This window comes from Flagellimonas halotolerans (genome assembly GCF_035818535.1).
Lineage (GTDB): Bacteria > Bacteroidota > Bacteroidia > Flavobacteriales > Flavobacteriaceae > Flagellimonas > Flagellimonas halotolerans.
Window position 1 is genome coordinate 72,704 of record NZ_JAYKYV010000014.1, and the last position, 22,156, is coordinate 94,859.

Consider the following 22,156-nt stretch of genomic DNA (forward strand, 5'->3'; position numbering starts at 1 on the left):
CAAAATGCAAAAAATAGTAAAATACTTTAGTATAAGCACGCTGGCTTTACTACTCTTTTTGGGTTGTGAAGTCTCAGATTTTGACCTACAGGAAAACCCCAACTATCTAACACCCGATAGTGCAGATCCTGAATATATGCTCAACGAGGTACAATACCTTTTTCAACACTATATGACTTGGATGATCATCAACACAGACGATATTATGCGTTACGAAGCCATGACGGATACGTATGGGGATGTTGTCCCTACAAGTGTAATGGATGGGGGTACAAGTAAAGAATGGGATACCTACTACGAAGCATTGAACAACGTAAGAACCATTGTAACACTGGCAGAAGAGGATGAAACCTTGCTCTTCCATAGTGGTATTGCCAAACTTTTAATGGGATACCTAACCGTTACCATGGTCGACTATCTAGGGGCTATTCCCTATTCCCAGGCCGTGAACAATGCAGAGTACCCCAATCCCGAGCTGGATGGAGGTGCAGCACTATATCAAATGGTGTTGAGCGATATTGATGAGGCCATTGCCGAAATCAACGAAGCCAATTTCGATTTTTCCACAGACCTGTTTTATGGCAGCGATAAGGACAAATGGATTGCCTTTGCAAATTCCTTTAAATTGAGAATCCTCGTACAGGCAAGATTGGCAAGTGCAGATATAGGAGTATCGGATATTCAGGGCGAGATCAATGCGCTGTTGTCCCAAAACCTAATCGATACCCAAGACGAGGACTTTCAATATACCTACAGTACAGTACAAGAGCCCGAAAGTAGACACTTATATTTTCAAAGAGCCTATGTAAGTGGGGTTGACCAGTACATAGGTAACTACTTTATGAATATGCTCAAGGAATCTAAGAGTAATCCTGATCCCCGCATACGTTATTATCTATACAGGCAATCCAACGAAGACCCTTTTAGTGGCCCCCCTTACTTGCCCTGTCAAGGTGATCCAGATGTAGATTATTGTTACGTAGGTGACCAATATTGGGGGTACGACCACGGGGAAAGCCGCGTAGGCAGAGGAGATAATCTTCTAAGAACCGTATATGGTATTTATCCAGGAGGTGGAACTTTTGATGAAGATCAATTTGTAGATGCTCCCAGCACAACCAATAATTTGGGAGGAGCAGGTATTTTGCCTTTGCTTACCTCATCTTACGTTAGTTTCTTGAGGGCCGAAGCAGCCATTACGCTGGGTACAGATGGAAATCCGGCGGAACTGTTGGAAACAGGAATCAGGGCCTCTATGGACAAAGTATTGGCCTTTGGTGGCGTAAGTTCCGGTTATGCTGCCACAAGTGCAGATGTGGATGCTTATGTAGATGAGGTGTTGCTTAACTACTCCAATGCAGCCACAGACGAAGAAAGGTTGGACATTATTATGACCGAGTATTATTTGGCAGCTTTTGGAAACTCTGTGGAATCCTATAATTTTTACAGGCGAACCGGATATCCATCAAATATTCAAGTACCCATAGATGATGATGACCCTGTATTTCCTCGAAGCTTCCCGTATTCAAGATTAGAGGTAGAAAGGAACTTGTCCCTTACGCAGAAGAACAATTACGATAAAGTATTCTGGGATACCAATCCTGATGGTTTCATTAAATAATTAGCAAAAGATTTCTATTATGAAAAGAAGTAAAAGCATAACATTTTTATTGGGGCTGTTATTGATGATAGGTTGCTCCAAAGAGAACAATACGCTCGAAGATATTACCGATAGAGGAGGGTTTGTATCGTTCGACGAAACTCCGGAACTCAGCTATAGTGTGTTGAGCTTGGATTCCGATGTAATATCCGCCCAACTAGTAGACTCCAATGGGAATGCAATAAGTTATTCCCTCTCGGTTACCTATGGAGATGTTACAGCAGAGGATATTGTAACCGTTACGCAATTTCCTTATAATTTGGAACTGCCCATTAGCCAAGTTATTGAAGCTTTGGGGCTTACCGAGGAAGATATAGCGTTGGGGTCAACAATGTCTTTTGTTGGAACCGTTACAAGCCCCAACGGGACATATAGTGGTGCCTCTCCAGACTTAAATGATAACAATGAGAACGAAGGGGGCGACACCACGGATAGGTCCAAGCTATATTTTCCGAACCAGGCAATGGAATTTTCCATATCCTTTTTTCAGCCAGCCGGAAAAAAAATTAGAGGTACCTCTTTTGAAGAAGTTCCCATTGGAGCAGAAGACGCTCCTTACAATAGAAATGGCAGTAACGATGAAACCTTGGATCTGATCAATGGAGAAGCACCTCCTTATGTAGATTTTATTGCGGCGGGCAACGGCGTGGACAATGAACTTGGTTTTGATTCGGAATACCTAGCCATTACCGATATAAGTAGCAGCAGTTTGGGCTTTTCGGCAGAGCGTATTGGGGTTTTCTCGCTGTTGGAAGACTACGAAGCATACCCAGATGGAACCCAAGGATTCCACTCAGAAGATGCGGATGGGGCCATCCGTATCACTTTTGATACCGTTGAGGTTCCAGAAGGGCAAGAGAACTCAGGGGTTTCTTTCCAAGTGTTTTTTGGGGATTCCAGCTGGGAAGAATTGGACGGCTTACATGCCTATGCCAATATTGTCACAGATTCGGGTGCAGAAGTTCTTGAATTGGCTAGCATCTTTAGTGATGATGTTGAAGCTGTAGCTGGTCAGTGGTATGAAATCAATAGTGGTTATCTAAAAGGAGTCCGTTCCTATCAGTTGGTGATTCAAATACAATCTGGGGCAACCCCGGAGTCTTTTGATATTGACAATGTGATTATATACGAATCTGAAGATTAATGCCATTTTTTGATTGATCTTTGGGAATAACTTTGTTCTCATGTGCATTAAAAATGTCAACCCCATTTTTTGGGGTTGACATTCAATAAAGAAAAATATCATTATGGAAAGAAAGATTATAGGACTATTTGTACTTGTTGCCCTTTTGGCGGCATGTAACGGCAAAAGCAAAATAGAAGCGGATATTTTGATTGTAAACGGCGAAGTCTACGACGGGGTAGAAACAATGCCCCAATCACTTTCCATAGCCATAAAAGGCGATACAATTGTTTGGGTAGGTGATCAAAATGATAAAGAGGTGGTCGCCACCAAAACAATAGATGCGAAAGGACTTATTGTGTCCCCCGGTTTTATTGATCCGCATACACATGCCACTAACGATTTGGACAATTCCAAACACTCGCATAACAAACCCTTTCTTTTTCAAGGAGTAACCACGGTAACCGTGGGCAACGACGGAAGCAGCCCCTATCCTTTGGCAGAATACCGGGACAAGTGCCAAGAACTAGGTGTGGGCACCAATGTAGTCGCCTTGGTGGGCCATGGAACCATTAGAAAACAAGTAATGGGGGAAAGTGATCGCAAAGCTTCTAAAGAAGAACTTGCCCAAATGCAGCAACTCATGCAGCAAGAACTGGATGCGGGAGCATTTGGCATGTCCACCGGACTGTTCTATGCACCGGGAAGCTATGCAACAACCAACGAAGTTGTGGCATTGGCAGGGGTCGTGGCCAAGAACAATGGCATCTATGACACCCACATGAGAGATGAAAGCACCTATTCCATTGGATTGATACCAGCAGTGCAGGAAACCATCGAAATAGGGGAAAGGGCAAATATTCCCGTACACATTTCCCATATCAAATGTTTGGGGGTAGATGTTTGGAAACAAAGCGATTCCATCATCAAAATTGTTGAAGAAGCACAGGACAAAGGAATTCATGTTACAGCCAATCAATACCCTTATGATGCTTCTGCAACCAGTTTAAAAGCAGCGGTAGTTCCAAGATGGGCAGAAAGTGGGGGAACAGACTCCTTGTTCATACGTTTTCAAGATGCTGAGCTGAGAAAACAGATTCTGAAACAGACCCAGACCAATATTGCAAGAAGGGGAGGACCGGAGAAATTACTGGTTATACAAGCACCGGACACTTTGCTTCAGGGGAAAAATCTGTTAGAAATAGCCCAAGATTTGGAAAAAAAGCCCGAAGAAGCTGTTTTTGATATTTTAAAACAGGGTTACATTAAAATAGCCTCGTTCAACATGAACCCGTACGATATTGAAAACTTTATGGTCCGGCCATGGGTGGTAACAGGTTCGGACGGTGGATCGGGACATCCCAGAAAGTATGGCACCTTTCCTTATAAATATCGCGAGTTTGTTAAAGAAAGGAATGTCCTGGATTTTGCCTCTTTTATTAACCAGAGCAGTTCAAAAACAGCCAAGATCCTAAAACTTTCAAAACGAGGAGTTCTCAAAGAAGGCCATTATGCCGATATCATAATATTTGACCCAAATACTTTTACTGATAGGGCAAACTATTTGGATGCCTTTCAATTCGCGGAAGGATTGATCTATAGCATCATAAATGGAAAACTGTCCATAGAGGAAGGTGAATTCACAGAAAAACTAAACGGAAGAATGTTGAAAAAGTAGCCGAGGAAATCAAAAAATTCATTGGTGAAAAATCAATGGTTACTTCCAAAAAAAAAACAAAAATGAAAACTATAAATTTTATAACAGGTCTTTCCTTCGGAAAGGAAATCATCATCATGGTTTTGATGTTATTTGTAGCTTGCTCTTCAAGTGAGGGCAACAACGACGATACCTCAGCAGAAACGGATGTACAAGCTCCATCGCCCCCTACAGGCTTAACGGCCGATAATATAACACAGACCTCGGTGGAATTGAACTGGGGTGCTGCTTCCGATAATGTAGGGGTTAAAAATTATTCCCTTTACCAAAATGGTAGTTATTTGGCAAGTTCCGGTCAAACATCTTACGTGTTGAACAATTTAGAGCCTGGTAAGATGTACGAGTATCAGGTATTGGCAACCGATGCCGCTGGTAACGAATCTACGCTAAGTGAAGTTTTAAAAGTAACTACGGTCAGTGCAATTGAGGCCGAACTACAATATGCATCGGGAAATATTGATACGTACCTGCAAAATTTGATAAATAATGTACCGGGCAGCGGCGAAAACACTTATAGGGTACCCACCCAAAATGATTTGGAAAAATGGAATCAGGTCATTGACGATCTGTTGAGCGACAATATTTCAGATGCTGTTTCCAAAGCTGTTGATTTCAATTATCAGATTACGGAATTTACAGATACCACTTTATCACCAAACCAAGTGTTCTATGTATTGGCCGAACACAGTTCGCAATCCAATCATTGGGGCATCTATGTTTTCAGCAAAACACCTAACAAGGAAGATTTGGTATTGATGGCTCCCCACATTAAGTACGATACCAATACGGGTTTTGAGGCCGTATATTCCTTTAGGAACAATGTGGCCAAAGCACTTCTTTTAAGTGGTACGCACAGGTGCAATAGCACCGATAGATCGGAATGTTCCGGAACAACTTCCGCTTGTGGGTCAAATGGGGCCTACCGTATTTCTGACATGGCACATAATACCAATTCCGCTTTTCAAGAAACGACAGAGGTTATAGCTACAACTTTACCGAATACGGTATTTGTACAATTACATGGTTTTGGCAAGGATTATGGAGACCCCGATGTTATAATGAGCAATGGAACCACGGAAACCCCAGATACAGATTATGCCTCCTTGATCAAGGATGCTCTTTTGGATGAGGATAATACATTGACTTTTAAAATTGCCCATATTGATACGGATTGGACTCGATTAAGGGGCTTTACCAATACGCAAGGAAGGTTTATCAATAGCTCCCCTGACCCATGTAGCACTTCAGCTAGCAGTACAACAGGAAGATTTATCCATATTGAACAAGCTAAACCAAAACTGCGCAAAAATGCTTCTGGCTGGGCAAAAATGAGCAATGCCTTGAGCAATGTTTTTTAAAAAAATGAAAAGCAATAAATTTTTGTGGATTTTACTGACCTAAACAAAAGAGGTCTATTATGACGAAAATCGACATAATAGACCTCTTCATTATTTTTCCGGTATATACTATTCCTCTGCTTTCAAATTGCTTAAATATTCTATTAAATCGCGTAGTTCACGTTTGCTGATCATCTTGCCCATGGCAGGCATGCCCGACGGCAAATTTCTTCTCTTTTGAATTCGAGAGTGGGCCACTTCTAAAGGTTCGGCATCAGAAGTGCGGAGAATCAATCCCTCCTCGTTCTCTTCTACCAATAGTCCTGTAACCTCTTGTCCGTTGGTCAAGGCCAATACTACGCTTCCGTAACCTGGAGCAATTCGCTTGGAAGGCTCGATCAAAGATTCCAGGATTTGCTCACGGGTCAATCTGTTGCCAATATCGTCCATGGGAGGGCCTACTTGGCCGCCTGAGCCTTTCACTGCATGACAGCGAACACATTGGGCCGTTGGGTTACTTATAAAAACATTTCGACCGGCCCACCAATTGCCACCATATAAGGTTTCTACGTAGGCATCGGTACCATAGCCTTGACTTTTTAATGAGGCAAGTTCGTTTTTAAGCATCTCGGAGTTGTTGTCGGAGGCAGCTTCTATCAAATCGAGCATAACGGCTTCATCAATACCACCACGAGCAGCCTGATTCAACAAGTCGGAAAGCACTACTTCGCTTTTTTCCACGGGCATCTCTGCCAAGACTTCCAAAAGTGCTTGTTGCTCACCAACACCACCTTTGCTGAATATGGGGTTTACAATGCTTGGTAATTCTTCTTTTGTCAACGAAAGTTCACCTATCAAAGTCACGGCGGTTCGTCTTACTTGTGCGTTTTCATCACTCATGCCCATGCGCATTGCTCGTGCCAACTGTTCATAAGCTGTATTGCCCAATGCGGTTAACGCTTCAGCCCTAGCTTCAGGCGAAGCATGGGTGCGTAGGAGCTGAACCAACCGGTCTTCATGCCCTTTTAAATGCAAGGCGGACAATAGTTTTAGTGCCCCTACCAATACCTCTGGGCTTTCATCAGACAAAAAATCTGACATACTTCCCGTTACTTTATTTTGAATGGGCTCCAAAGGTCTTTCTTTTGCTCCCAAATGATACCCGTCCACACGGTCCATTACCGATGGAGAAGACCATGTGCTCAGTGCGGCCAAGGCCTCACCGCGTAATTCCGAAGGGGCATTTTCGTTTTTGGCATAATCGATCAAATTATCCAGTTGCTTTTCGCCACCCACTCGAAGCGCGGCGTTGATGACACGGCGCATAAGCGGTTCGGAACTGTATTTTGGATTTTCCAACAGTGCGGCCAAATCTGCAAGCGCTTTTTCAATACCCTTGTCATCATTGATGGCACGAGCTGCTTCGGTAACAATAAATTCATCACTATCCTTCAGGAATATAGCTACTTCTGGGCGTTTCATTTGGCGAAGAGCCAAAACCGAAGCGATTTTCAAGGAACGGTTATTGCTATTGGCCATCTCGACCAAAGGTTGGTATTTTCCGATTCTGGATAGAGCCAAAACACCAGCATGACGCAGATAGACATCTTCATCGGCATTTTCTGCCAACATGTCCAATAGGGGTTGCACGGCATTTTCAGTTTTGATTCGCCCCAATGCCTGGGCGGCAAAAAATTGTACCCGAGGGTTTTCTGAATCGAGTAGCGCTATCATTTTATCGCTTCCTTCGGAATGACGAACATCTCCTAAAACCTTTAAACTTTGTGCTACGATTTCTGGATCTTCATCATTTAAAAGTTCCACTAAAAGGTCAGCTTTATCGGTATCTTTTCCAGCTTGTTGACCTATTCCCCAGATTGCATGGATTCTGGCTAATTGATTATCGTCTTCTTGCACTACCTGTTTTAATTTACGATGGCCCCAAAAAGTGCTTTTGGCCAATTCAAATTGTGCTTTTTGACGAATACGCATATCAGGATAGCGCAATAATTCAACCAGTTCATCATTATCCAAACCTTCAAAGTCCGTGGTCATCCATTTTTGGGTTTCGGCACGTTCATCGGCCAAATCGTTTTCTGAATCGGTTACGTCCAGTTTCCAAACCCGACCTGAATTTTTAGTGTTCCAACCGTTGATCCAATCGGCAAGGTAAAGGGCTCCATCGGGACCGAATTTTATGGCGGTAGGCAAAATGCCGCTCAACATGTCCACTTCGGAATCGAGCTCGAAGGAGGCTCCTTTTGGTTTAAGGTCAAAAGACCAAATATGCGATAGCGATGGGTCGCCCACAAATTCGACCAAAAAGAATTTATCCACCCAGTCCGAACCCAAAGCAGTCCCAGGGTTAAATAACATTCCCGTAGGGCCGTTGTGGTAATTCATGATAGGAGGGATGATATGGGCAGCTTGCCCATCCCATCTGGGGAGGTATAATTTTTCGTCCATCCAAACCTTATAGTCGTTGTTTTTTGGGTCGGTATATTTTCCATATTGCCAGTTGGAACGCCATCCCGCATCGGAACCTTCAACAATATGAACCAAACGCTCACTTTCACCTTGGTGATCTCCATCATTATCAGAAGAAATAATATTGCCATACTTGTCAAAAACAAACTCATGGGTGTTACGAAGACCATGGGCAAAAACCTCAAAATCCGATCCATCGGGATTGCTGCGTACAATAACGCCTTGATTGGAATAGGGATACCGATTCCCCTCTTTGTCGGTAATGTTGGCTCCAATGTCACCGATGCCCCAATAGAGTTTGCCATCGGGTCCCATAACGGCACCTGACATTCCGTGCCCTCCAAATCCAATATGAACGCCAAACCCAGTAGCTAGGGAGGTTTTGGTGTCAAATACTTCGTCGCCGTTGGTATCTTCCATACGCCACATATCTGGGGCGACCCCTACGAACAAGTTTTCACCATCTACGGCCAAAGCGTTGGCTACATCGGTTACTTCGGTGTGGAAATCGTGTACTACCCGGGTTGCTTTCTCGGCAAGCCCATCGTTGTTGGTATCTTCCAAGCGCCATACTTCTTCCTCTTCTATAGCTAAGTCCCTCCAATCGTGACTGCCATCGTTGTTGAGGTCGGCCAGCCATGAATTTTCTTCACTTTTTTCGGGAGCAAAGGTTTCGTGCAAAAATGCCTTTCGGTCGGTTACGGTTTCAAAACTGTTGGAAGCGGTCATCCAGTGCCTATAACCACGAATATCAAATTCTGAGTTTTTTTGACGGTTGGTACGGGTAAAAAAGATACGACCTTGAGCATCGATATCCATAGCGATAGGGTCGGGGGCAAGGGTATCGGGAGCCCATAGGTTAAGTTGAAGGCCTTCGGCCAATTGTACAGACCCCATATTTTTGGATTCGGCAACTTTTTGATTTAGGTAAGATGAATCCAACTCAATGGTAATAGGGGTTTCGGTTGGTTTTGATGATTTTTTTTGACAGGAAACGACAAAGAGCAATCCAAGAAGGAAGATTGTTCCTAACGGTTTTATGTGCATGATTTTTTAAGGTTTGATTCAGTTAAGGTTGAAAAGGTATGAAAATAAATTCTCCAACGCTTTGTATTGGCATTAGTTTTTCTCCTTTGAACTTTCCCATTTCTCAATAATGGGTTCCAAAATATCATCTTCAACCCCATATACTTTGCCTTCTTTTGCAAGCGGCATAAATTTATCGATGTATTGTTGGCTCAATGCTGTGGAATCACCGTATTGTTCTCGCAAGTCATCAAGCTTTTGGTGCAAGTCCTTTTGAATTTCGGCATAGGCTGGGTCACCGTAATAATTATGTTGTTCCAGAGGGTCTTTTTTTCTGTCGATCAACTCCCAATAATCAAGGTCAAAATAGTAGTGTATCAATTTGTAATCTTTTGTAATGACTGCATAATGTCTGTTTACATTATGTTCCGAAGGATGCTCGTAATAATGATAATATACAGCGTCTCTTTCCCAATTGTCCAAATCGCCGGTTAGTACGGGAACTAAACTTTTCCCCTGCATATCGCTGGGCTGAGGGGCTCCTGCTACATCGAGAAATGTTTGTGCAAAATCCAAGTTTTGAACAAGTTCATCAGATACACTCCCTGGTTTAATCCTATCTGGCCATGAGACCAATAGGGGTGTTTTTAAACTTTCGTCGTAAACAAATCTTTTATCGAACCAACCATGCTCCCCTAAATAAAATCCTTGGTCCGAGGTGTACACAATAATGGTATTTTCCATCATATCATTGGCTTCTAGATAATCCAAAACACGGCCAACATTCTCATCAACTGATTTTATGGTGCCAAGGTAATCTTGCATATAGCGTTGGTAACGCCATTTGGCAAGGTCTTCATCCGACATGCTAGGGTATTCTTCTACAAATTCTTTGGCTACTTTTTCGTAGGCTGCATCAAAATTGGCTCTTTGGGAGGAATCCATTCTTCCTAAAGCATTTTCGAACCTGAGTTTGTCAAAACCAATTACTTCTTCCAAACCTAATTGATCCATAACTTCGGGGTATAGTTTGCTATCGTTGGCCCAGCCCATATTGCCATCAATTTTCATTTGGGCTACCTTGGCGGCTGGCATCTCTTCATGGTCATCAAACAAGGTTGCGGGTTCTTTAAAGGTTTTTTGAGTGTACTCTTGCATGTGTCTTTCCGCCATAAACCAAGAGCGGTGCGGGGCTTTATGGAGGTACATCAGCATAAAGGGTTTATCGGCTTGGCGTTCGTTGTCCAGCCAATCGAGGGTCATGTCCGTAACTATGTCGGTTACATAACCTTTAACATTTATTTCCCCTTCATTTTTGGTAATAAAATCAGGGTTGTAGTAAGCACCTTGTCCTGGTAATATTTTAAACTGGTCAAACCCTTTGGGGTTGTTGCCAAAGTGTAACTTTCCGAACATGGCCGTTTGATACCCTGCTTTCTGTAACAGTTGTGGAAAGGTAACGTTGGTGGTGTCGAAAGGAGAAACATTATCCACTTTGCCGTTCACATGAGAGTGTTTTCCCGTTAGAATTGTTGCTCTGGATGGGGCACAAATAGAGTTGGTAACACCGGCATTGGTGAACAACATGCCCATTTCGGCAATTCTATCAATATTGGGAGTTTCTATCAAACTGTTGTCATACGCAGAAATGGCCTGATACGCATGGTCATCCGACATAATGAATACTATGTTGGGTTTTTTGGGTTTTTCGTCTTTGACCTCGGATTTGCACCCGATGAGTAAGGTTAGGCAAAAAACAAGATTTGTGAGTGTTAAGATACTCTTTGTTAAGGTTTTTGGTTGGTTTATTTTGAATGCCATATTAGTTTGTTTAAGCAAATCATTTATTTGGGACAAAAGATAGTCAATTCCGCGGATTTTTGTTGTTGATGTTTTAAAATTGGAGAGGTGGGTTTAGGGAATGGGGGGTTGAGACAATAACCCGACAATCTTTTCTTTTGGGGGTGAAGAGGGTCTTCTTTAATTTGAAAAAACCACTGTTTTCAGGGGTTGTAAAGGGTGGGGAATTTGTACTGACACCGAAAGGGACACCTTTTTAACAATAATTTAACGATTATGCACTTTTAAGATACCAAATGGGTACAATAAGAGTTAAAATAAATTAATGAGCTTCAAAAGGACAAAATTTCAAATTGAGCAATGCCAGGTAACTCAATCAAAATTTTAAATAGACCATCTATTTAACTACGATATTAAAATCCTTCTACAGTATGTACAGAAACCAAAATTAGACTAAATCCTGATTCTTAATTTTGCTGCAACTAATTTTTGATTGTTAATAACTCGAATCCTTACAATATTCCCAAAAAATCCATTAACCTCAAATGGAGCCATTTGAAAACATATAAAATTTGTCAAATTAAATTTGACAGTATTTGAATAAAATTAATTAACTATCTGTTTGTCAAATTTATGTGAATAACTAATTCTAGTATTGGTTAATACCTTCTCCCTTTTGTTTCTACTTTTATTCCAAGAATTCTGCAATAGAAAACAAAAGTGCTTTTGTTCATTTTTTAATCTTAAAAAGAAGCAAATGAACAATTTATTGATACTAGAACGATTAGATCGTTTGGAACGGCTCATGATAGCCAACAAAGAAGTGCTAACCTTTGAGGAGACCTGTGACTATACCGGGATTTCCAGAAGTTATTTGTACAAGCTGACCGCTAGGGGAAATATTCCGCATTCCAAGCCTAATGGAAAAATGATATTCTTTGAAAGGAAGAAGCTCAATGATTGGCTTCTTCAAAATAGTCGGGTGTCCCAAGATGAAATCAATGAGAAGCATAACGGCCCTCATTCTAAAATCGAAGGTAATGGTTTCGGCTAAGGATGATAATAACTTGTACTTTGTCAAGGATTCAAAGAAGAAAACGGTATATGATTACACCATGGAATATTTGGGAACCAAGTATGATATCATGTACAATGAGATTTCCCATGATTTCCAGATAGCCCTTAAAGGCTCCAGGGAGTGGCAATATCTGAACCTTAACTCCCTTATTATAGAGCTTGCTAAAGCTGGTGTGGATATCCCGACCGGAAAACTGGAGATACTGATACGATCGGAGTGGATTCCCAAATACAATCCCATCAAGGAGTATTTCAACAATCTCCCGATATGGGATGGAGAGGACCATATCCTAAAGCTGGCATCCTATGTGCCTACTTATGAGAAAAAGTCCTTCAACTATCATTTCAAAAAATGGCTGGTCCGTGCCATTAGATGTGCCCTGGAACCCAATTATTTCAACAAGCAGGCTTTCGTGCTTTCCCATCAGGGACAAAACTCGGGCAAGTCCACATGGTGCCGATTTCTATGCCCACCCGAGCTCAGTGAATACATGGCCGAGGATATCAGCAATGACAAGGATGCAAGGATTCAGTTGTGCCGGAATTTTTTATACAATCTGGACGAACTGGCCGTGCTGTCCAAAAAGGATGTGAATGCGCTAAAGTCATTTTTTTCCAAGACCTTTATAAATGAACGCCTACCGTATGATAGAAAAAACACCACCCTGTCACGGATATGTTCCTTTGTGGGATCCACCAATATGTCATCCTTTTTGAACGATGAGACAGGATCGGTCCGTTGGCTCTGTTTTGAGCTCAAGGGGAAAATAGATTTTTTGTATTCAAAAGAGGTCGATGTCAACAAGGTCTGGTCACAAGCGTATCATTTGGCCTACTCGGACCCCAGCTTTGACTCCGAACTTTCCATTGAGGACATACAGGAGAACGAGGAAAGGAACAGGAAGTATACGAAATTGACCTCGGAACAGGAAGTGGTTGCCAAGTACTATGAAAAGTCCAATGATATGAAAGACTTTAGGACGGCATCGGATATCATGGTAGAGATTGCATGTCTCAACCTAAGGTTGAACCACATCAATATCGGTCGGGCACTGGCCGGGTTTGGTTTTCAAAAGGTTAAGCATCCCAAACGACAGGTGTACGGCTATTTGTCCCGACCACTCTTTGGGGGAAGCCCATGGGAAATGGAATTTGCAAAGAAAGAAGAATAATACCTACCTAGTTACCTAAAGCAGGATAAAGCCAATGGTCATGGGGCAAAACTTTAGGTAGGATATATAACTTCCATCTTACCTAAAGGTTACCTAACCTACCTTAAAGGGTAAGATAGGTAAGTTGAAAAAACATCTGACCTAGCTTGAAAACCCCTGTCATCATTGGGTTAGGTAAGAAGGTAGGAGAAATAACAAAACTTGAGACAATGAGAGAAAAAAATAGAAATACCATGGACTGCGAAAAAGCCCGCAACATTGACATCGTTTCCACGCTGGCCAAGTTGGGGCACTTTCCAGTCCGGAAAACGGAAAAAGAAGCTTGGTTCCTCAGCCCGTTCCGTACCGAGACCCAAGCCTCTTTCAAGGTATCGTTGAAAGAGAACTATTGGATAGACTTCGGAACCTTTGAGGGGGGCAGCACCATAGACCTGGTCATGAAAATGGAGAACTGTTCGGTAAAGGAGGCATTGGAACGATTGTCGGGTCCTACAGAATTTTTTTCTTTTCGCCGGCAGCCGAATCCAACCAAGAAGGAACATAGGGCCAATCCGATTGAAATCATCGAGGATAGGGAAATCGAACACCGGGCCCTTCGAACCTATCTGAGCTCCAGAAAGATCTCGACCAACACAGCAAGAAAACTTTGCAAGGAGGTCCACTATAAGATAGGAGGGCGGAAATATTTTGCCATCGGGCTCCGAAACAGGTCGGGGGGCTGGGAACTGCGGAACAGATATTGGAAAGGGTCCACATCGCCAAAGGATGTTTCATTGATCAAGAACGATTCCAAAAACTTGACCATTACCGAAGGCATGTTCGATATGCTTACCCTAATGGAGCTGATGCCGTATATCGTAAACAGCCATGACCTTTTGGTATTGAACACCACGGCCTTCGTAAAACGGATGATAAAAGAAATAGGGGAATATGAAAATGTTGAGCTGTTTCTTGATAGGGACAAAACGGGACTTGGGATGACAGAACTTCTATTGGAAAAGTGCCCGAACAGCAGGGATATGTCCTCTCTCTATGTGGATTTCAAGGATATGAACGATTGGTTGGTAAAAAGCGCGAAGGATGAAGTTTGGCAACGAATTGAAGATGTGTCATTGTCATGACAAATCTTGCTTTTGCTCCCGTAGGTCGCAAAAGATGATGTGAAAATGAAGAAAGAGTTCGTCCAGTTCCGGTGCTCGGTCTACGAGAAGAAACTGCTGAGGGTCAAGGCCCGAAAGAGTGGTCTTTCCATTAGTGAGTACTGCCGAAGAGCGGCCTTCGAGGACCGAATCGTTGAGCGGATGACGGACGAACAGATAGAGGCCTATAAGCTATTGGTCAAATACCAACGCAACTTTAAACTGATCACCAACATGTTCCGAAAGCGGAACCCAAAGTTGGCAGAAGAAACGGCACAACTGGCCAAAGAGATACGACAACACCTTTTAAACTTCAGGAAATGATAGGCATGGGAAAGTCCATATCGCACACAGCAGCTTCCATGAGCTACGGGATGAACCAGGAGAAAGGATCGGAGATCGTCCACAGCCAATATCTGGCCGGGGAGACCCCACGGGAGATCACCGAGGAGTTCAAGGTCATCCAAGAACAGAACGAAATGTGCCGGAAGAACACGCTCAGCTTTGTGCTCAGTCCCACCATCGAGGACGGCAGGAAACTCGAAAGGGAACAGCTCAAGGAAATGACCGAGCGGTTCCTTAAGGAAATGAACCTCAAGCAGCATCAGGCCGTTGCCTTTGTCCATAGGGACAAGGAACATGTGCACGTCCATCTGTATGCCAACCGGATAAACTTTCAGGGCAATGCCTATAATGACAGTTTCATCGGAAAGCGGAGCCAGCAAGTGGCGGAACTGGTGGCCAAACAGATGGACCTGACCACGGTAAGGGAGGTACAGCAGGAAAAGCTGTACCGGATGCAACATGTCCGCTCTGAAATACAAAAAATCCATGAAAAGGTCATGGCCAGGGAACGGCCAAGGGATTTTGACCAGTACATCAAATCCATGGAACAGAACAATGTGAAGGTCATCCCCAGCATCAACAGGCAGAACCAACTGCAGGGCTTCCGTTTTGAGTACAAGGGAACCAACCTAAAGGGAAGCGAGGTGCACCGTTCCATGTCCATGGGCAGGATCGCCAGGCAAATGAACTTTGAAAGGAACATGGCACAACGGATAGCCAAGGACAAGAGCATGCAACTTTTGGGCAAGACAGTGAATGTCCCGACAAGTCTGACCAAGACCATTATCAAGAAAACCATTAAACTGGCCATCAAGGTGGTCAGGGACACGGGAATAGGAATCTAAATAGAACAACATGGCAAAACTGGATGAAATAGCGGAACTGTTGACCGAGGAGATCAACGGATTTGAGAAGAGCATTGGCCGATTGGAAAAAGTACATGAAGATTTGCAAAATCTTCCATTACGGCCAGATACCAGCGAATTAAATGCTCTTCTAAAGGAGTACGGCAACAACCAAAAAACCAACATTGAGGAACAGCAAAGATTGATGCGGAAAATCCTTTACAAGGTGGAGCGGTCCATTCTATTGCCCAGTTGGGCCATAAAACTGTTCTGGGGATTGTTGGTCACGGTCCTGTTGGTCCTTGGATTTTCAATTCATCAGGTGTCAAGGATATCCAAGAAAGAAGAGGCTGCATATATAAAAGGTCAGGATGATGCCATTGAACACTACGGGACATTCTTTGAAGATAGCCCAGAGGCAAAGGAACTCTACCAAAAATGGCTGGAGGGAAAAGGCAAAAAGTAGGACAGCGCCCTATTCTATTTTTGCTATACGCTTATCTTCCCAAACGCTGCAAAAATAGGCCAGGATCCGAGCGCTGAAGTTGGGGTAAGGGATTTGGGGACAAGTGGTCTCGCCATAAACCTTAGCCCCCCATAATAACTACTATAATCAGACTTAGAATTGAAATCCAATTTTGTGAATACCTCAGGGGGATGTCTGTTGTTTGGTAATAAATAATCCTCGGAGCAAGCCCACGAGGTATTCAACGGAACAATATGTTATCATTTTTTAAAAAACCATCCGTTTTTCAAACATTTCCTTTACTACACCCGGGGCAGAGCCTTGGGGAATTCTATTGATTAAAACATATACCCTAGTAGGTGTATATAAAAGATTATTTTTACATCAAATCACTGATAATATCTGAAACAAACAGAATAGAATACAAAGAAAAATTAACCAGAGACCTGGATTTGGAAAAGGAAGTGATTGCTTTCCTCAATTATTTGGAAGGTGGGTTAATTTACTTAGGCATTGATAAGCAAGGGAAAGTACTTGGTGTAGATGATATTGACAGTGATATGCTTAAAATCAAAGACCGTATCAAAAACAATATTGCTCCTTCGGCCATGGGTTTATTTGATGTAGTGGCTGAAGAACGTGACGGTAAAGACATTATCAAGATTATTGTTGCCGGTGGAAGTGAAAAGCCCTATTTCAAAAAGAAATACGGCATGACCGAAAAAGGCTGTTTTATTCGTGTAGGCACAGCGGCCGAACCCATGCCGCAAGCTATGATTGATAAACTTTTCGCCAGCCGTACCCGTAATTCAATAGGGAAAATAAAATCGCATCGTCAGGATTTAAGTTTTGAGCAGCTACATATCTATTATCAGGAGCTTAACAAACAGTTTAAAAAGAATCTAGAACTACTTACCGAAGACGGTTTCCTTAACTATGCAGCCTACCTTTTAGCAGATGTGAACAATGTATCTATTAAAGTTGCTAAATATAAAGGCCTAGATCGGGTAGACCTTCTTGAAAATAATGAATATGGATATTGCTCGCTCATTAAGGCCACAAAAAGTGTACTGGATAAAATTGCAGTAGAAAATACAACTTTTGCGACCATTACATCAAAAGAACGTATTGAGAGAAAGTTATGGAATCCTGTAGCCTTGCGTGAAGCCATATATAATGCCATAGTACATAACGACTACACCCGAGAAGTACCACCTAAGTTTGAAATATTTGACGACAGGATTGAAATAACATCTGCCGGTTCCTTACCGGACGGACTTAGCAAAGAAGATTTTTTTGAAGGCGTTTCTATGCCGAGGAATAAGGAGCTAATGCGTATATACAGGGATTTGGATTTGGTAGAGCAACTGGGCTCTGGCGTTCCACGGATTTTAAAGAGTTACGGAAAGGAATGTTTCCGGTTTATGGATAACTTTACCAGAATGACTTTTCCTTCTTCTGAAAAAATCACCGAACAAGTTACCGAACAAGTTACCGAACAAGTTACCGAACAAGTTACCGAACAAGTTTCAAAATTACTTTCTGTAATGGGTAGGGATGAAACTACAACGGCAGAATTAATGACAAAGTTAGACATGAGGCATCGTCCAACATTTTTATATAATTATTTACAGCCGGCACTTGATGCAAAATTGATTGAAATGACAATCCCGGACAAACCGAAAAGCAGTAAGCAACGATATAGGTTAACGGAAAAGGGAAAACAGATTAAGTGACTTTAATGGTGATTTTATTAATTTCTATTTGAATATGACCTATCAGTCAAAAAATGAACAAGATATTACCGGCTTAAAAAACCGCACTAATTTTTGTTTCCCATTTGTACTTCATACCTTGTTAACCCCTGTGAAATAAGGAAATTTACATAATGCATCAGGGGTTTTCCGGAAACCCCTTTGTTAAGGCCATATTTCTTGTGTAGCCCAGATTTTAGGATTTTCCTATCTTTTCCGGCTCCTGGATCAGCTATGTGGTCGGCCAAACGCTGATCGAGCAATTTTCGGTGCTCTAACGAAATTTCTGGATTCTCTTCTTCCTGATATGTTTCTACAAGGGCCAATATCAAGGGGCAAAAGGTTTAAGAGTTTTTTGACTTGATCCTTTCTTGAAAGCTCAATTTCTTTTTTTAACAATTGCATATCTTCACTGACCTTTCGGTTCAATATTTTTGCATAATGTTGCGTGGTTCGGAGTGATTTGTGCCCCAGCATCTTGCTTACAGACTCAATGGAGACGCCATTGGAAAGTGTAACGGTGGTCGCAAAAGTATGTCTGGCAATGGGTGGTCAAATGTTTTTTAATACCACTGAGGTCAGCTATTTCCTTTAAATAGGCATTCATTTTTTGATTGGTCAATACGGGTAGCACCTTTTTATCTACAAGTAAGGGGCTATGCTCGTATTTTTCAAGAATCATCAATGCTGTTGGAAGAACGGGAATGTTACTTTTGGTTTTTGTCTTGGTACGTTTGGTATTTATCCAAAGATCTCCGTCAATTCCTATCACAAAATCATCATGGGTCAGTTTTTTTACATCCGCATAGGCCAATCCGGTAAAGCAACAGAAAACAAAACAATCCCTTACATGCTCCAACCGTTCATTTGTAAAAGGATGATCCATTAGTCGTTGAAGCTCTTCATCAGTCAGGAATTCTCGTTCTACAGTTTTTAATCGGGCTTTCCAATTGGCAAAGGGGTCTGTTTTGATCCAACCATTCGCATAAGCGATCCGTATTATCTTTTTAAAGTTCACCACATACTTGATTGCAGTGTTATGGCTGCACTTTCTTTTTGTCTTTAGATAATATTCGAAACCGGAAATAAAGGAATGATCCACATCTACTACAGGAATATCTTTCTTTCGAAGCTCGTTCTGTAAGTATTCGGCCAAATGGCTTTTTGCGGTTTTGTAACGTTCTGCTGTACCAGGAGCAAAATCTTTTCCAACTAATTTTTCAACCCTGTCATTGTGCTCTTGAAAGATTTCCAATAACATTTTTGAGGGCTTATCCACACCTAGGTAAGAATTTTTAATTGAAACAGCGGTCAATGGTCGGCCCTTGTCTTTCAATTTATCCGCATGCCGAAATAGGTCGGTACGTATTTTCATTAATTGCGAATTCAGTTGGCGAACTTCTTGCGAGAACCCCAACACCTTTCCATTGGTAGCATCCCAAGTGTTGGGATAAATTTTGCGACCTGTGCTGAATTCCGAACGCTTTCCATTTACTGTGATTCTGATATAGATCATTGCCCGACCTACTTTGTCGGTTTTGTGTTTTTTGATGTAGAATAAGAGAGATAACATAAAAGGGACACCTATTTTAACATTATTTGCCTTGAAATTAGCAAAAAAATATTAAAAAATAATCCCTGTAATACATTGATTAACAATATTTTAATTGATGTTAGGTGTCCCTTTTTGGTGAGATTTCAGGTGACACCGAATTGGGCACCTATTAGGATGATATTAAATGATATCATTTGATATCAAAAAAAAATAAAAACCCTGTAAATTATTGATTTACAGGGTTTTTTGTTTAGAGATGATGTCTCTCAGCGGAGGAAGAGGGATTCGAACCCCCGGAGGTGTGACCCTCAACAGTTTTCAAGACTGCCGCATTCGACCACTCTGCCATTCCTCCTAAGCGGGTGCAAATATATAAAGCTTTTTGTTATCCCAAAAGACCTTTTTGCATTATTGTTTAAATCGGAGGGATAAAACATTTTGTACATCCCCCATTTAAAGTTTGTCAAAATCAGTATGCCGTTCAAAACAATGGTTATACCTTTGTATTATGCTAGAATGGTACCACTATTTGCTCTTGGTGGCTGTAGGTTTTGCAGTAGGATTTATAAATACCGTGGCAGGAGGTGGCTCGTTACTTTCTTTGCCGACTCTCATTTTTTTGGGATTGCCACCAGCTGTTGCCAATGGAACCAACAGAGTGGCCATAGTGGTACAGACCGCACTGGGAACGGCCGGCTTTAGAAGCAAGGGCGTTATCACCTTTCCCTTTAATATTTATCTTGGAATCTCTGCTTTTTTAGGCTCCATTATAGGTGCCTATATTGCTGTGGACATAGATGGGGAAACCTTTAATAGGATTTTGGCCATTGTAATGTTGGCCGTGGTGCTCATTATCATTTTTAAGCCAAAGATGAGAATAGGAGAAATGCAGGAACGTCTCACAGGTAAATATTTATGGGTGAGTATGATCGTATTTTTCTTTTTTGGGATCTACGGTGGTTTTATCAATGCCGGACTTGGTTTTTTAATGCTGCTATTTTTACATTATTTTAATCAGATGAATCTTGTAAGGTCCAACGCCACAAAGGTAGCCGTGGTGTTTATTTATATGCTCGCAGCCTTGGCTGTTTTTGCGTTTAACGATAAAGTAGATTGGAAACTGGGATTTGTGCTGGCCATAGGAAATGGTTCAGGGGCATGGTTTGCCAGTAGGTTCTCCGTAAAAAAGGGGGACGGATTTATTAAAACATTTTTAGTGATAGCCGTAGTTTTGATGGCCATCAAACTATGGTTTTTTTAAAATAAAATACAAGTATGCCAGGATTTGAACTTTTTGGAGACAAGGAAAGAAAAGAAGTACAGGACGTTATGGACTCCGGAGTGCTAATGCGCTACGGATTCGATGCCATGCGAAACGGACATTGGAAAACAAAGGAGTTAGAAGCCGGTTTGGCAGAAAGAATGCAGTCCAAACATGCACATGCCGTAAGTAGCGGTACTGCTGCACTAACAGTTGCTTTGGCCAGTGCAGGTGTTGGAGCGGGAGATGAGGTTATTATGCCCACTTTTACTTTTGTGGCCAGTTTCGAATCCATTCTGGCTGTGGGTGCCGTCCCCGTTTTAGTTGATATTGATGATACCCTGACCTTAAAGCCCGAAGCGGTGGAAAAGGCCATCACTTCAAAAACAAAAGTGGTAATGCCCGTGCACATGTGTGGTTCCATGGCCAATTTAGATGCCTTAAAAGCTATTTGCGACAAACACGGATTATTATTGCTCGAAGATGCCTGCCAAGCCATTGGCGCAACCTATAACGGAAAACCTTTGGGCAGTATCGGGGATTTAGGATGTTTTTCCTTTGATTATGTAAAAACCATCACTTGTGGAGAAGGTGGTGCCGTTATCACCAATAATAAGGATTATTATGAAAATGCCCACAAATATTCCGATCACGGTCACGATCATATCGGAAACAATAGGGGAGCAGAAGATCATCCGTTTTTAGGATATAATTTTCGAATCTCCGAGATGAATGCTGCCGTAGGAGTAGCTCAGCTTGCCCGTTTGGATGAGTTTATAGCCATTCAAAAAAGAAATTACACGATTTTGCGAGAAGCATTGTCAAACATATCGGAAGTTGTTTTTAGGACTGTCCCAGATGGGGGGGAAGAGAACTTTTCGTTTCTGAACTTCTTTATGCCCACGGAGGAATTGGCACAAACTGCTCATCAGGAACTCATTGAAGCTGGAGTAGATGGATGTTTTTATTGGTACGACAATAACTGGCACTACTACAAAAAATGGGAACATTTGACCCAATTGAAATCCTTGGGCAAACTACCAAAGGATGTCATTGAGTCATTACCCGATTATGACAAAGCTGATTTTTCTGAATCCGATAAATGGATGTCCAGAAATATCTCCTGCTTGATCAAATTGGGATGGTCGGAAAAAGAAGTGGCCGAACGTGCCAAAAAAATGGTGACGGCTATAAAATCTTCTATATAAACATAGGGTTACTTGCTAGGATATTGGTATTCGTTGTCGTCTTTATAAGGCGATAAGGAACAATGAATAGTTTTTATTTCGTTGGAATCCCTTTATAATGAAATCCTGGGTCAATCTCAAAAGTTGTGTGTAAATTGAATTTATAGTTTGAACTTTGTTTTAAAAACTGACTGTATTGGATCCA

General features: G+C 42.0%; 18 protein-coding genes and 1 tRNA gene. 13 read left to right on the top strand and 6 right to left on the bottom strand.

Annotation, left to right across the window (positions count from 1 at the left end; all coding sequences use genetic code 11):
• Positions 1 to 4 precede the first annotated feature (4 nt).
• The 4 genes from VM932_RS14050 to VM932_RS14065 all read left to right on the top strand — a co-directional run bounded on the left by VM932_RS14050 (position 5) and on the right by VM932_RS14065 (position 5,858).
• Positions 5 to 1,621, top strand: coding sequence for a SusD/RagB family nutrient-binding outer membrane lipoprotein (locus VM932_RS14050; RefSeq protein WP_326279449.1), 1,617 nt, complete (start codon positions 5 to 7; stop codon positions 1,619 to 1,621).
• Positions 1,622 to 1,640: 19 nt separating this feature from the next.
• Positions 1,641 to 2,804 (top strand): hypothetical protein, encoded by a 1,164-nt coding sequence (locus tag VM932_RS14055; RefSeq protein WP_326279450.1) that lies wholly within the window; start codon positions 1,641 to 1,643, stop codon positions 2,802 to 2,804.
• 103 nt (positions 2,805 to 2,907) lie between these two features.
• On the top strand, positions 2,908 to 4,461 hold the full coding sequence (locus VM932_RS14060; protein WP_326279452.1) for an N-acyl-D-amino-acid deacylase family protein: 1,554 nt from the start codon (positions 2,908 to 2,910) through the stop codon (positions 4,459 to 4,461).
• Between the two features lie 62 nt (positions 4,462 to 4,523).
• Complete coding sequence (locus VM932_RS14065) at positions 4,524 to 5,858, top strand: fibronectin type III domain-containing protein (RefSeq protein WP_326279454.1); 1,335 nt, start codon at positions 4,524 to 4,526, stop codon at positions 5,856 to 5,858.
• Positions 5,859 to 5,966: 108 nt separating this feature from the next.
• Here VM932_RS14065 and VM932_RS14070 read toward each other — a convergent pair whose 3' ends face one another.
• Both VM932_RS14070 and VM932_RS14075 read right to left on the bottom strand, forming a co-directional pair.
• Positions 5,967 to 9,371, bottom strand: coding sequence for a DUF7133 domain-containing protein (locus VM932_RS14070; RefSeq protein ID WP_326279455.1), 3,405 nt, complete (start codon positions 9,369 to 9,371; stop codon positions 5,967 to 5,969).
• A 72-nt stretch (positions 9,372 to 9,443) separates the two neighbouring features.
• Positions 9,444 to 11,171 (bottom strand): sulfatase family protein, encoded by a 1,728-nt coding sequence (locus VM932_RS14075; RefSeq protein ID WP_326279456.1) that lies wholly within the window; start codon positions 11,169 to 11,171, stop codon positions 9,444 to 9,446.
• A 736-nt stretch (positions 11,172 to 11,907) separates the two neighbouring features.
• On the opposite strand from VM932_RS14075, the gene VM932_RS14080 reads away from it, so the two are divergent.
• The 7 genes from VM932_RS14080 to VM932_RS14110 all read left to right on the top strand — a co-directional run bounded on the left by VM932_RS14080 (position 11,908) and on the right by VM932_RS14110 (position 17,930).
• Positions 11,908 to 12,204 carry a helix-turn-helix domain-containing protein gene (locus VM932_RS14080; RefSeq protein WP_326279458.1) on the top strand — a complete coding sequence of 99 codons (297 nt, stop codon included), beginning with the start codon at positions 11,908 to 11,910 and terminating at the stop codon, positions 12,202 to 12,204.
• A complete protein-coding gene (locus VM932_RS14085; RefSeq protein ID WP_326279459.1) occupies positions 12,191 to 13,399 on the top strand; it encodes a virulence-associated E family protein in 1,209 nt (402 codons plus the stop codon). The genes VM932_RS14080 and VM932_RS14085 overlap by 14 nt, the downstream gene beginning before the upstream one ends.
• Positions 13,400 to 13,608: 209 nt before the next feature.
• Complete coding sequence (locus VM932_RS14090) at positions 13,609 to 14,520, top strand: toprim domain-containing protein (protein ID WP_326279461.1); 912 nt, start codon at positions 13,609 to 13,611, stop codon at positions 14,518 to 14,520.
• Between the two features lie 45 nt (positions 14,521 to 14,565).
• Positions 14,566 to 14,862 (top strand): mobilization protein MbpA, encoded by a 297-nt coding sequence (gene mbpA, locus VM932_RS14095; RefSeq protein WP_326279463.1) that lies wholly within the window; start codon positions 14,566 to 14,568, stop codon positions 14,860 to 14,862.
• Between the two features lie 5 nt (positions 14,863 to 14,867).
• Positions 14,868 to 15,728 (top strand): relaxase/mobilization nuclease domain-containing protein, encoded by an 861-nt coding sequence (locus VM932_RS14100; protein ID WP_326279465.1) that lies wholly within the window; start codon positions 14,868 to 14,870, stop codon positions 15,726 to 15,728.
• Positions 15,729 to 15,738: 10 nt separating this feature from the next.
• Positions 15,739 to 16,194, top strand: a complete 456-nt coding sequence (locus tag VM932_RS14105; RefSeq protein WP_326279466.1) for a DUF6730 family protein — start codon at positions 15,739 to 15,741, stop codon at positions 16,192 to 16,194.
• 398 nt (positions 16,195 to 16,592) lie between these two features.
• Entirely contained in the window at positions 16,593 to 17,930 is a 1,338-nt protein-coding gene (locus VM932_RS14110; protein WP_326279476.1) for a Fic family protein, read from the top strand.
• 86 nt (positions 17,931 to 18,016) lie between these two features.
• Here VM932_RS14110 and VM932_RS14115 read toward each other — a convergent pair whose 3' ends face one another.
• From VM932_RS14115 to VM932_RS14130, 4 genes are all read right to left on the bottom strand, one after another.
• Positions 18,017 to 18,280 (bottom strand): hypothetical protein, encoded by a 264-nt coding sequence (locus VM932_RS14115; protein ID WP_326279467.1) that lies wholly within the window; start codon positions 18,278 to 18,280, stop codon positions 18,017 to 18,019.
• Positions 18,177 to 18,494, bottom strand: coding sequence for a tyrosine-type recombinase/integrase (locus VM932_RS14120; protein ID WP_326279478.1), 318 nt, complete (start codon positions 18,492 to 18,494; stop codon positions 18,177 to 18,179). Before VM932_RS14120 ends, VM932_RS14115 begins: the two co-directional genes overlap by 104 nt.
• The gene (locus tag VM932_RS14125; protein ID WP_326279469.1) at positions 18,439 to 19,521 is read right to left on the bottom strand and encodes a site-specific integrase; all 1,083 of its coding nucleotides are present in this window, start codon (positions 19,519 to 19,521) and stop codon (positions 18,439 to 18,441) included. The genes VM932_RS14120 and VM932_RS14125 overlap by 56 nt, the downstream gene beginning before the upstream one ends.
• Positions 19,522 to 19,773: 252 nt before the next feature.
• Positions 19,774 to 19,858 (bottom strand) — tRNA-Ser (locus tag VM932_RS14130).
• Between the two features lie 153 nt (positions 19,859 to 20,011).
• Between VM932_RS14130 and VM932_RS14135 the strand changes: the two genes are divergently transcribed.
• Both VM932_RS14135 and VM932_RS14140 read left to right on the top strand, forming a co-directional pair.
• Entirely contained in the window at positions 20,012 to 20,764 is a 753-nt protein-coding gene (locus VM932_RS14135) for a sulfite exporter TauE/SafE family protein (protein ID WP_326279471.1), read from the top strand.
• Positions 20,765 to 20,778: 14 nt separating this feature from the next.
• Positions 20,779 to 21,972: a DegT/DnrJ/EryC1/StrS family aminotransferase gene (locus tag VM932_RS14140; protein WP_326279472.1), complete on the top strand. Its 1,194-nt coding sequence runs from the start codon at positions 20,779 to 20,781 to the stop codon at positions 21,970 to 21,972.
• Positions 21,973 to 22,156 lie beyond the last annotated feature (184 nt).